Below are 11,465 nucleotides of genomic sequence, written 5' to 3'. Positions count from 1 at the left end.
CCCGCCGCCGCCCCCCGCCCGGCCTGCCGGGCGGGCCGGGCGGGCCGCGGGCGGCCCCGGGCCGCCCCGTGGCGCGCCGGGGGGGCCCGGCCCACGACCATGTCCGCGGCTGCGGCCCCCGGCCCGTTCAGGAGCGGGGACGTTCAGGGGCGGGGACGTTCAGGGGCGGGGGCGGGTGGCGGTGTCGAGGTAGAAGGCGTCGATGGTCTGGACGGCCTGCTCGAACTCGTCCAGGTTGACGGGCTTGGCCACGTACGCGTTGGCGTGGCTGCTGTACGCGCCGGTGACGTCGTCCGGGGCGGTGGAGGTGGTGAGCACGACCACCGGGATGGTCCGCAGGTCGTCGTCGTTCTTCAGGACCTTCAGCAGGTCGCGCCCGTTCATCCGGGGCATGTTGAGGTCGAGGACGATGAGGTCGGGACGCACGCTGTCCGGGGCGCGCAGGTATTCGAGGGCGGCGACGCCGTCGGTGACCTGGACCAGGTTGCGCTCCCCGCGCTCGGAGAGGGCTTCCTCGATGAGCATCGCGTCGGCGGCGTCGTCCTCCACGAGCAGGACATCGAAGGGGCGGGCGGTGGTCATCATCGGGTGCTCCGCGGGTTCTCGGTCGGGTGGTGGAAAAGCCCCGGCCAGCGCCGGCGGGCGCCTTGACGGGTCATGCCGCAGGCGGCGCCGATCTGCGGGTAGCCGGCACCCGCGCGCGCGGCGTCGCCGGCCGCCTCCCGCTGGAGCCGTTCGGTGGCCTGCCGGAGGTGGTCGAGTACGTGGAGCAGGCTCAGCGCCTGGGCGGTGTCGCTCACCGCGGGCGCGGCGGGGACCGCCGTCAGCCGCCCGGCCAGCCGCCGGGCGAGGTCTCCCATCGCGGCGTCCGCGATCGCGGCCGCCTCCTGCGAGGTGGTACGCAGTACGAAGTTCTTGCCGGGCATGTCAGGCACTCTAGGCCCAGAACCAACCCGCGACAACAACCGTTGTCGTCCGCCCTCTAGAGTGGCCTCGCCGCATCCGATCGAAGGCATCGGGCAGAGCGAGGAGTTGACACGATGACCGGCGACGACAGTGACCGGAGGCCCGGCGGGGGCCTTGCCACCTGGACGACCCGGCGGTGGCTCCGGGTGGGAGTCACCGCGTCCCTGGTGCTCCTCACCCTGCTCGGAGTGGCGGGGGCGTGGGTACTGTCCCGCACCCAGTCGATCAGCACCGACCTGGTGGACGTGCGCTCCCCCGCGCTCGCCAGCGCGTTCCGCCTGGAGTCGGCCCTGCTCAACCAGGAGACCGGGATCCGCGGCTACGGCCTCACCGGCACCCCGGAGTTCATGGCGCCCTACCAGCAGGGGCTCGCCGAGCAGCGGACGGAGACCGCACAGCTGACGGAACTGCTCCACGACGACCCCTCCGGCCTCGCCGACCTGAAGGCCGTGCAGGACGCCGTGACGAGCTGGCAGGAGCGGATCGCCCGGCCGATCGCCGCCGCGCCACCCGGCACGCCCTCGCCGCTCGCTGCCGGCAACGCCCCGGAGGGCAAGAACGCCTTCGACGACGTACGGGCCGCCCTGAGCGGCCAGGAGGACCGGCTGCGCCTGGGACGCGACGCCACGCGGAGCGACCTCGCCGCCATGATGCGGCTGCGGAACTGGGTGTTCGGCGCCGTCGCCGTGCTGATCGCCGCCCTCGCCGCCCTGGTGTTCGAGGGGCTGCGCCGGGGCATCACCAAGCCGCTGGACCAACTCGTCGCGGACGCCCGCACCATCGGCGGCGGCGACTTCGACCACCCCATCACCCCGACCGGCCCCGCCGACCTCCGGCGCCTGAGCGGCGAGATCGACTCCATGCGCCGGCGCCTGGTGCGGGAACTGGCCTTCACCGAGGAGGCCCGGCTGCGCCTGGACGAGCAGGCGGCGGACCTCCAGCGGTCCAACACCGAGCTGGAGCAGTTCGCCTACGTCGCCTCCCACGACCTCCAGGAGCCGCTGCGCAAGGTCTCCAGCTTCACCCAGCTCCTCCAGCGCCGCTACGGGGGCCGGCTCGACGCCAAGGCCGACCAGTACATCGCCTTCGCGGTCGACGGTGCGAACCGCATGCAGGTCCTCATCAACGACCTCCTCGACTTCTCCCGGGTGGGCCGGCTCCACCACGCCCACCAGGAGGTCGACCTGGACCAGGTGCTGGAACAGACCCTGGCCGCGCTGAGCGTGGGCATCGAGGAGGCCGAAGCGAAGATCACCCACGATCCGCTGCCGACCCTGGTCGCCGACCCCACCCAGATGGGGATGCTCTGGCAGAACCTGATCGGCAACGCGGTCAAGTTCCGCCGGCCCGGCGTGGCGCCGGAGATCCACGTCTCGGCCGTCCGGGAGGACGCGCTCTGGCACTTCGCGGTGACCGACAACGGCATCGGCATCGCACCGGAGTTCGCCGAGAAGGTGTTCGTGATCTTCCAGCGGCTGCACACCAAGGACGCCTACTCCGGCAGCGGCATCGGGCTGGCGATGTGCAAGAAGATCGTCGAGTTCCACGGCGGCACCATCGCCATCGACCCCGACCACCGCGAGGGCGCCCGCATCACCTTCACCCTGGCACCCGAACCGCCGCAGCGCCCCGGCCCGCCGACCGGCGAGACCGCGGCCCGATCCGACACGGAGCAGGCACGATGAGCACGGCCGTGGCAGCCACCCCCGGCGCCGCCCCCGACGAACCGCTGTACCGCGTCCTCCTCATCGAGGACGACCAGGGCGACGCCCTGCTCGTGGAGGAGCTCCTCCACGACACCGGGCTGCGGTTCGAACTCACCACCCGGCCCACCCTCGCCGAGGCCCGCGCCGCCCTCGCCGCCCACCCGGCCGACTGCATCCTCCTCGACCTGCACCTGCCCGACGCCACGGGCACCGCCGCGGTCACCGCCGTCCGCGCCGTCGCCCCCCACACGGCGGTGATCGTCCTCACCGGCATGGCGGAGGCCCAGGCGGGCACCGAGGCGATGGCCGCCGGCGCCCAGGACTACCTCGTCAAGGGCAAGGTCGAGGCGGACCTGCTGCACCGCACCGTGCGCTACGCCGTGTACCGCAGCCAGACCGAGCGCGCCAGCATCGAGGCCCAGGCCGCCCGCCTGCGGGCCGAGGAGAACGCCCGCCTGGAGCGGGGGCTGCTGCCCCCGCCGATCCTCGGCACCTCCACGGTCACGGTGACCGCCCGCTACCTGCCCGGAGCCAGCACGGCCCTGCTCGGCGGGGACTTCCTCGACGTCGTGGAGGGCGACGACGGACTGCTGCACGCCGTCGTCGGCGACGTCAGCGGACACGGCCCCGACGCCGCCGCACTCGGCGTGCTGCTGCGGATCGCCTGGCGCTCCCTGGTACTCGGCGGACACCGCGGCGAGAGCCTGCTCCACCTGATGGAGCGCATCCTGATCGCCGAACGCGGCAACCAGGTGCTCTTCGCCACCTGCACGCTCCTCACGCTCGACCAGAACGCCACCACGGCCACCCTCTACCTGGCCGGCCACCACGAGCCCCTGCTCACCACGGCGCACGGCACCCGTGAGCTGACCGCCGCCCACGGCATCGCCCTGGGCATCGCCCCCGGACTGGGCAGCTGGACCCCGACCGTCATCCCCCTCCCGGCCGACGGCGCGCTCACCCTCTACACCGACGGCCTCACCGAGGGGCACAACGGGACGACGAAGGGACGGCTCGGCGTCGACGGCCTGCTCCGACTGATCGGCACCCTGCCCCCGGCCGACCCGGCCGCCCACGTCGACCTCCTCATCAAGGAGACCCACGCCCTCAACGCCGGCCGCCACACCGACGACCTCGCCGTCCTCCGCCTCGACTGGGGCAGCCGCCCACCGTCGGGCTGACCGGCCGGGGGCCGCCGGGGCGCGCCCCGGCGGCCGGAGCCGGGGTCAGGCGCGGTGGTACTGGACCGGGGCGGGGAGGGGGGCGCCGAGGGTGCTGGCGGCGTGGCGGGGCCAGTAGGGGTCGCGCAGGAGTTCGCGGCCGAGCAGGACGGCGTCGGCCCGGCCGGCGGCCAGGATCTCCTCGGCCTGGGCGGGGTCGGTGATCAGGCCGACGGCCGCCACCGGCATGCCGGTCCCGTTGCGCACCGCCTCGGCGAAGGGCACCTGGTAGCCGGGGCCGGCGGTGATCCTGGCGTCGGGGGCGATACCTCCGGTGGAGATGTCCATCAGGTCCACGCCACGGGCCTGGAGCTCCTTGGCGAACCGGACGGTGTCCTGCGACGTCCAGCCCTCGCGGTCGTCCTGCGGGTCCTCGGTGAGCCAGTCGGTCGCGGAGATCCGGAAGAAGAGCGGCAGGTCCTGCGGCCACACCGCCCGGACGGCGTCGACGACCTCCAGCGCGAAGCGGATCCGTCCCTCGAAGGAGCCACCGTAGGCGTCGGTGCGGTGGTTGCTGTGGGGCGAGAGGAACTGGTGGATCAGGTAGCCGTGGGCACCGTGGATCTCGGCGACCTGGAAGCCGGCGTCGAGCGCCCGGCGGGCGGCGTCGGCGAACTGCCGTACGACATCACCGATCTGCTCCTCCGTCAGCTCCTCCGGCGTGGTGTGCGCCGGGGAGAAGGGCACGGCGCTCGGGGCGACCGGCGTCCAGCCGTGGGCCTCGTCCGGGCCGATGGCGCGGCCGCGGTCGACCCAGGTGCGCTCGGTGGAGGCCTTGCGGCCGGCGTGGGCGAGCTGGATCGCGGCAACCGTGCCCTGCGCCTTCAGGAAGGCGGTGATCCGCCGGAACGCCTCGACCTGGGTGTCGTTCCAGATGCCGAGGTCGTACGGGCTGATGCGGCCCTCCGGGCTGACGGCGGTGGCCTCGGTGACGATCAGCCCCGTGCCGCCGGTGGCGCGGGCCGCGAGATGGGTGAAGTGCCAGTCCGTCGGGACACCGGCCCCGTCGCCGTCCGGCACGGCGCTGTACTGGCACATCGCCGCCATCCAGACACGGTTGGGGACGGTCAGCGACCGCAGGGTGTACGGGGTGAAGAGAGTGGTGCTCATGTCGGGTCTCCTGAATGAGGCGGCGGCGCCGTCCAAATACTTGCAGTCACGCCCTACTGCGTACGACAATAGTTGCACACGCCTCATTACGGCAAGGGATGTCCTTCGCCGCCCCGGAGCGCCCCGCGGACAGCCGGACCGGCCCGGGGCCCGCGCTACGGGAGGAGCGCCTGGATGCCCAGGACGGCGGCGCCCCGGGCCCACTCCTCCCACGGAAGCGGACGCAGGGTCAGCGGGCACCTCGCCGCCGCCATGAAGCAGTGCGCGGCGTACGCCTCCCTGATGTGGATCCCGAAGAGGTCGTAGGTGTCGAGCCCTTCACCGGTGACGACGACCCGCTCGGGCCCGAGGAGGCTCACCAGGGTGGCGATGCCGACCCCGATGGCCCGGCCGGCCGTGGCGAAGGCCTCCCGGGCGGCCCGGTCGCCGGCCCGGGCGAGCTGGACGACGTCGTCGAAGTCGAGGTCCGCGCGGCCGGTCGCACCGCGGGCCGAGGCGAGGATGGCGCCGCTGGCCGCGAAGACCTCGACGCAGCCGACCCCGCCGCAGTGGCAGGGCGGGCCGTCCGGGTCGATGCTGATGTGCCCCAGCTCGCCGGCGACCCCGTACGCCCCGGTGACCAGTCGGCCGTTGACGACCAGCCCGGAGCCGACCCCCGAACCGATCGTGACCAGCGCGAAGCTCTCCGTCCCGATCCCCTCGCCGAACCAGTGCTCGGCAGCGGTCAGGGCCCTGACGTCGTTCTCCACCGTGACGCTCAGCCCGGTCGCCCTCGCCAGTTCGTCCGCCAGCGGGACGTCGCGCCAGCCGGGAAGGACGGAGTACCGGACGAGGCCGGCCGACCGGTCCACGTCACCGGAGACCGCGACCCCGAGGCGCCTCGTACGCTCCCGGAACACCGGGTCGGCGTCGAGGAGTTCCTCGACGAGTTCACCCAGCAGCCCGCAGACGGCCTCCGGGCCGCGGTCCTCGCCCAGTTGACGGCCGCCGGCGACCCGCGGACCGGCCCGCAGGTCGCAGACCACGCCGAACAGGGCCTCGCCGCTGATCTTGATCCCGACGAAGAACTCCCGGTCCACCGTGACGGCCAACGGGTTGACCGGGCGCCCGGCCCCGGCCGCGGGTCAGGCGGTCAGCACGCCCGAGCCGAGCAGGCCGAGGAGGATCACGCCGATGGCGATCCGATAGGCGACGAAGGCGTTGAAGGAGTGCTTGGCGACGTACTTCAGCAGCCAGGCGATCGAGCCGTAGGCGACCACGAAGGAGACCGCGGTGCCGACGACCAGCGGCGTCGTGCTGACCCCGGCGCCCAGGGCGTCCTTCAGCTCGTACAGGCCGGCGCCGGTGAGGGCGGGGATGCCGAGGAAGAAGGAGAGCCTGGTCGCGGCCACCCGTTCGAGGTCGAGCATCAGGCCCGCGGACATCGTCGCGCCGGAGCGCGAGAAGCCGGGGAACAGCAGCGCGAGGATCTGGGCGGAGCCGACGATCATCGCGTCCTTGAAGCCGGTGTCGTCCTCGCCGCGCTTGTGCCGGCCCATCTGGTCGGCCGCCCACATCACGCCGCTGCCGACGATCAGGGAGCCGGCCACCACCCAGAGCGAGGCCAGCGGGCCCTTGATCAGGGGCTTGGCGGCCAGGCCGACCACGACGATCGGAACCGTCGCGAAGATGACCCACCAGGCGAACTTGTAGTCGTGGTGGTACCGCTCCTCGCGGTTCACCAGGCCGCGGCCCCAGGCGGAGACGATCCGCACGATGTCCTTGAGGAAGTAGAGCAGCACGGCCGCGATGGCGCCGACCTGGATGACCGCGGTGAAACCGACGACGGAGGCGTCGTCGACCGGGATGCCCATCAGCCCTTCGGTGATCTTCAGATGGCCGGTGGAGGAGATCGGCAGGAACTCGGTCACCCCCTCCACGACTCCCAGGACAACGGCCTGTCCGACGGTGATCGCGCTCACGTGCACCTTCCCAGTGGTGTCGGCACTCTCCCGGGGGCCGACGTGCGGCGCTCCGGGCCATCGCATACGACGACAGGAATGTAGACGTAAGCGGCGGCGCCGTCCAACCGGCTCGGACGCTCGAACGGCTGGCGCCCCGCACCGGGTCCGTTGACGTAGTTAGTGATTACCCACTAACTTGCCCGCATGGTCAGGATGAGCGCAGAGGACAGGCGCGAGAGCGTGGTCCGCGCGGCGATCGCCGAGTTCGCGCGGCGCGGGTACCACGGCACATCCACGGAGGCGATCGCCAAGCGGGTCGGCGTCTCGCAGCCCTACCTGTTCCGGCTCTTCCCGAGCAAGAAGGCGATCTTCGTCGCCGCCTCGCTCCGCTGCATCGAGGACACCGGCCGGGTGTTCGAGGAGGCCGCGAAGGGGCTGGCGGGCAAGGAAGCCATGCGCGCCATGGCGAGGGCGTACATGCGGCTGATCGCGGACGACCCCGAGAAGCTCCAGATGCAGATGCAGACCTACATCGCCGTGGCCTCCGTCGAGGCGGACGGGGACAGCGGGTTCGGCGAGACCGTCCGGGCCGCCTGGACGCAGCTCTGGGACGCCGTGAACCTCCCGCTGGAGGCCGACGGCGACGAGACCACGAGGTTCCTGGCCTACGGCATGCTCATCAACACCCTGATGGCCATGGGGTTCCCGGCCGGGCACCGGGTCTGGGAGGGCATCCGCCTCGACCAGGTCGTGGTCCCACCGGAGGCGTAGGCGCGGGCGCAGGCGCAGGCGTAGGCGTAGGCGCAGGCGCAGGCGCGGCCGGATCCGCCGGGGCGGCCCGCGCCGCCGCGGCATCCGGGGTCTGTCACGGGCCGCGAAGTTAGTAAGCGATAACTACATCCAGAACACGCATCAACCGCTGGGGGGAAGCAATGTCACAGCAGCAGACGGCACGCCGAGGGGGTGTCACCTGGGCCCTCGTGATCACCGGTACCGCCGGATTCATGTCGGCCCTCGACAACCTGGTGGTCACCACCGCCCTGCCCGCCATCCGCGAGGACCTCGGAGGAGGGCTGGACAGCCTGGAGTGGATCGTGAGCGCGTACACGCTCACCTTCGCGGTCCTGCTGATGTTCGGCGCGGCGCTCGGCGACCGGTTCGGCCGCAGGCGGCTCTTCCTCGCCGGTATGACCGTCTTCACGGTCGCCTCCGCCGCTGCGGCCCTCGCGCCCGGCATCGACTCCCTGATCGCGGCACGCGCCGTCCAGGGCGTCGGCGCGGCCGTCATGATGCCGCTGACCCTGACCCTGCTCAGCGCCGCGGTGCCCCCCGAGAAGCGCGGGATGGCCTACGGCATCCTCGGGGCCATCAACGGACTCGGGGTCGCCCTGGGCCCGCTCATCGGCGGCAGCCTCACCGAACACGTCTCCTGGCACTGGATCTTCTGGCTGAACGTCCCGCTGGGCCTCGCCGTCCTGCCGCTCGCCCGCCTGCGCCTCGCCGAGTCCCACGGCGACGGCGCCACGCTCGACATGTCCGGCACCCTCCTCGTCAGCGGCGGCCTCTTCGGGATCGTGTACGGCATGGTGCGCGCCCCCTCCGACGGCTGGACCGACTCCTCCGTGCTGACCGGCCTGGTCGCGGGCACCGCGCTGCTGGCCGCCTTCGTGGTGCACGGCATCCGCGCCAGGAACCCGATGCTCCCCATGCGGCTCTTCCGGTCCCGCGCCTTCTCCGCGATCAACGCCGCGAGCCTGCTGATGTTCCTGGGCATGTTCGGCTCGATCTTCCTGATCAGCCAGTACATGCAGGGCGTCCTCGGCTACTCGCCGACCGAGGCCGGGCTGCGGATGCTGCCCTGGACCGGCATGCCGATGCTCGTCTCCCCCTTCGCCGGCATCCTCTCCGACCGGTTCGGCGGCCGTCCGGTGGTGGCGGCCGGCCTGTTCCTCCAGGCCGCGGGCCTCGGCTACATCGCGGCCGTGGCCACCCCGCACACCTCGTACGCCGCCCAGCTGCCGGCCCTGATCATCAGCGGCGTCGGCATGGCCCTGTTCTTCGCACCCGCCTCCAACCTGGTCATGTCCAGCGTCCGCCCGCAGGAACAGGGCATCGCCTCGGGGGCCAACAGCGCGCTTCGCCAGGTGGGCGGGGCGCTCGGCGTGGCCGTCATGTCGTCGGTCTTCTCCGCCCAGGGCGGCTACGAGAGCGCGCAGCGCTTCGTCGACGGCCTGTACCCGGCGGTCGTGCTCGGCTCCGTGACGGTGGCACTCGCCGGTGTGGCGGCCCTGCTGCTCCCGGCCCGGCGCCCCACCGCGGGGGGCAAGGGCACGGACCCGGGCACCGCGAACCAGGCGCCGGTCCTGGAGCCCACCGCGCTCTGAGCAGCGCGTCCCTGAACACCGCGTCAGCGGAAGCACCGCGCCGGCGGGAGCACCTCGCGGACCGGTCGCCCCGGGGTCAGCCCCCGGCGGCGACCGGTCCGGCCGAGCGGTGCTCCTGCGGGCTGACGCCGTGCACCCGCTTGAAGGCGGTGGAGAGGGCGAACGGGCTGCCGTAGCCGACCCGGTGGGCGACGGCGCCGAGCGTGGCGGCCGGGTCGTGCAGCAGGTCGGCGGCCAGCGCCAGCCGCCGGCCGGTGAGGTAGGACATCGGCGGTTCGCCGACCAGCTCGGCGAACCGGCGGGCCAGCGCGGCCCGGGAGACGCCGACCTCGGCGGCCAGGCCCGCCACCGTCCAGGGGTGGGCGAGGTCGCCGTGCAGCAGCCGCAGCGCGTGACCGACCAGCGGGTCGGTGTGGGCGCGGTACCAGGCCGGGGCGTCGGACTCGGGCCGGGCCAGCCAGGTGCGCAGGGTGGCGATCAGCAACAGGTCCAACAGCCGGTCCAGTACCGCGTCCTGACCCGGCAGGTCCTTGCCGATCTCCTCGCCGAGCAGGTCGATCAGCGGGGAGTGCCAGGAGTCCGCGGTCACCACCAGCAGCGGGGGCAGCGCCTCCAGCAGGCCCCGGCTGACCTCGCCGCGCAGCTGGTACGTCCCGCTGAGCAGCACGTCCGGGCCGTCGGTGGCATCGCCCCAGGTGCGGGTACCGAGCGCCATCGTCTCGCACAGCCCGTCGCCGGCCGGGGTGCTGGAGCTCTGGTCGGGGTGGATCACCACCCGGGGCGGGGTGGCGGGGGTGTCGGCGAGCACGTACGCGTCCGGGCCCCGGGCGATCGCCACGTCCCCGGTGTCGAGCCGGACGGGGGCGCCGTGGTCCGGCAGCACCCAGGCGGTGCCGCGCACGGGTGTGATCAGGGTGAGCGGTGCCCGGTCCTCGACCCGGATCGCCCAGGGCGGGGTGAGGACCGAGCGGATCAGGAAGGCGCCCCGGGCCCTCGGCCCCGCCAGCAGTCCGGCCAGTGCGTCCATGGCGCCCGAGTGTAGACGCCGGGTGTGGACGCCCGCGTATGCGGTCGAGTGGCTCGGCGATGGTGCGGGCGCCCGCCGGGGCGGTTGACTCGGGGGTGTCCGACAGCGGGCGTTCACGACGGGGAGTGTGTGGGATGGCGGGATTCAGAAGTGCGGTACTGCTGGCGGCGACCCTGGCCATGGGACTGAGCGCGGGTCTCTTCTTCGCCTTCTCCTGCTCCGTCATGCCGGGGCTCGGCAAGGCCGACGACCGGACCTTCGTGGAGACCATGCAGCGGATCAACGTGGCCATCCTGAACGGCTGGTTCATGCTGGTCTTCCTCGGCGCGCTCGCGCTCACCGTGCTCGCCGTGGTGCTGCAGTTCCGCGGCGGCGACCGGCGGCTGCTGCCCTGGCTGATCGCGGCGGCGGTGCTCTACACGGTGGTGCTGGTGGTCACGGGCGCGGTGAACGTCCCGCTCAACGATCAGCTGGCGGCGGCCGGTTCGCTCGACCGCATCCCGGACCTGGCGGCCGTCCGGGAGACCTTCGAGAGCAGCTGGGTGGGCTGGAACACCGTGCGGACGGTCGCCGCGACGGCCGGCTTCGGCTGCCTGCTGGCCGCCCTGGTGACCGGCGCGCGGAGCGCGCTCTGACGGTGCGCGGGGCCGGGCACCCGGCCGACGGCGAAGCCCCGGACCGGGTCCGGGGCTTCGCCGCGCCCGTCGGGCCCGGCGGGGTGGCCGCGACGGCGGACCACGCGGGGCCGTCGCGGGCGGCGGGAGGCGGCCGGCCGCGCCCGAAACCCCGGCGGGGCACGCATGGAGCACCGCCCGGTGGGCACCCGCGCAGGGACCCGGAACGCCCGGGAGCTGCAACGGAGCGAGAGGAGCCCGCCGTGAGCGACCCCCGCACGGCGCCCAAGGTGCCCGACCTGCCGCCCGCCGAGGGCACGGAGGCACCCGACATCCCCGCGGCCGGTGGCGAGGAGGGCCGGACCCCGGCCGGAGGGCCGACCACCGACCGGGACGGCTCGGCCGCGGAGACCACCAGAGCCGAGAACGAGGACGAGCCGCCCGACTGACCGCCGGCGCGGACGGAGCCCGAAGGGCGCGGGCGCTCCCCCGGAG

At 73.4% G+C, this 11,465-nt stretch carries 12 protein-coding genes; 6 read left to right on the top strand and 6 right to left on the bottom strand.

Translation table 11 applies throughout. The features are described from left to right. Positions 1-159: 159 nt before the first annotated feature. Together ACFWA9_RS35390 and ACFWA9_RS35385 are read right to left on the bottom strand one after the other, a co-directional pair. Positions 160-585, bottom strand: a complete 426-nt coding sequence (locus ACFWA9_RS35390) for a response regulator (RefSeq protein WP_329485594.1) — start codon at positions 583-585, stop codon at positions 160-162. After that, positions 582-926 carry a hypothetical protein gene (locus tag ACFWA9_RS35385; RefSeq protein WP_329485595.1) on the bottom strand — a complete coding sequence of 115 codons (345 nt, stop codon included), beginning with the start codon at positions 924-926 and terminating at the stop codon, positions 582-584. Before ACFWA9_RS35385 ends, ACFWA9_RS35390 begins: the two co-directional genes overlap by 4 nt. 114 nt (positions 927-1,040) lie before the next feature. On the opposite strand from ACFWA9_RS35385, the gene ACFWA9_RS35380 reads away from it, so the two are divergent. Both ACFWA9_RS35380 and ACFWA9_RS35375 read left to right on the top strand, forming a co-directional pair. Next, positions 1,041-2,651: a CHASE3 domain-containing protein gene (locus tag ACFWA9_RS35380; RefSeq protein WP_380392983.1), complete on the top strand. Its 1,611-nt coding sequence runs from the start codon at positions 1,041-1,043 to the stop codon at positions 2,649-2,651. Further along, positions 2,648-3,853: a PP2C family protein-serine/threonine phosphatase gene (locus ACFWA9_RS35375; protein WP_380392980.1), complete on the top strand. Its 1,206-nt coding sequence runs from the start codon at positions 2,648-2,650 to the stop codon at positions 3,851-3,853. Before ACFWA9_RS35380 ends, ACFWA9_RS35375 begins: the two co-directional genes overlap by 4 nt. Before the next feature lie 45 nt (positions 3,854-3,898). Here ACFWA9_RS35375 and ACFWA9_RS35370 read toward each other — a convergent pair whose 3' ends face one another. The 3 genes from ACFWA9_RS35370 to ACFWA9_RS35360 all read right to left on the bottom strand — a co-directional run bounded on the left by ACFWA9_RS35370 (position 3,899) and on the right by ACFWA9_RS35360 (position 6,963). Then, entirely contained in the window at positions 3,899-5,002 is a 1,104-nt protein-coding gene (locus ACFWA9_RS35370) for an NADH:flavin oxidoreductase/NADH oxidase (protein ID WP_380392977.1), read from the bottom strand. Positions 5,003-5,157: 155 nt separating this feature from the next. Next, positions 5,158-6,093 carry an ROK family protein gene (locus tag ACFWA9_RS35365; RefSeq protein WP_380392974.1) on the bottom strand — a complete coding sequence of 312 codons (936 nt, stop codon included), beginning with the start codon at positions 6,091-6,093 and terminating at the stop codon, positions 5,158-5,160. A 33-nt stretch (positions 6,094-6,126) separates the two neighbouring features. Next, entirely contained in the window at positions 6,127-6,963 is an 837-nt protein-coding gene (locus ACFWA9_RS35360; RefSeq protein ID WP_329485601.1) for an undecaprenyl-diphosphate phosphatase, read from the bottom strand. A 186-nt stretch (positions 6,964-7,149) separates the two neighbouring features. Here ACFWA9_RS35360 and ACFWA9_RS35355 point away from each other — a divergent pair, with 186 nt between their 5' ends. After that, a complete protein-coding gene (locus ACFWA9_RS35355) occupies positions 7,150-7,716 on the top strand; it encodes a TetR family transcriptional regulator (protein WP_352296356.1) in 567 nt (188 codons plus the stop codon). Positions 7,717-7,877: 161 nt separating this feature from the next. Beyond that, positions 7,878-9,329, top strand: a complete 1,452-nt coding sequence (locus ACFWA9_RS35350; RefSeq protein WP_380392970.1) for a DHA2 family efflux MFS transporter permease subunit — start codon at positions 7,878-7,880, stop codon at positions 9,327-9,329. Between the two features lie 76 nt (positions 9,330-9,405). Here the strand turns inward: ACFWA9_RS35350 and ACFWA9_RS35345 are convergent, their stop codons facing one another. Continuing rightward, positions 9,406-10,356, bottom strand: coding sequence for an AraC family transcriptional regulator (locus ACFWA9_RS35345; RefSeq protein ID WP_380392967.1), 951 nt, complete (start codon positions 10,354-10,356; stop codon positions 9,406-9,408). Between the two features lie 134 nt (positions 10,357-10,490). On the opposite strand from ACFWA9_RS35345, the gene ACFWA9_RS35340 reads away from it, so the two are divergent. Both ACFWA9_RS35340 and ACFWA9_RS35335 read left to right on the top strand, forming a co-directional pair. After that, entirely contained in the window at positions 10,491-10,991 is a 501-nt protein-coding gene (locus tag ACFWA9_RS35340) for an anthrone oxygenase family protein (RefSeq protein ID WP_329485605.1), read from the top strand. Positions 10,992-11,233: 242 nt separating this feature from the next. Then, a complete protein-coding gene (locus ACFWA9_RS35335; protein WP_352295510.1) occupies positions 11,234-11,419 on the top strand; it encodes a hypothetical protein in 186 nt (61 codons plus the stop codon). Positions 11,420-11,465 lie beyond the last annotated feature (46 nt).

It is taken from the genome of Kitasatospora sp. NPDC059973, assembly GCF_042737525.1.
Lineage (GTDB): Bacteria > Actinomycetota > Actinomycetes > Streptomycetales > Streptomycetaceae > Kitasatospora.
The sequence above is the reverse complement of the archived record's forward strand: the minus strand, read 5'-3'. Positions and strand labels throughout refer to the sequence as shown.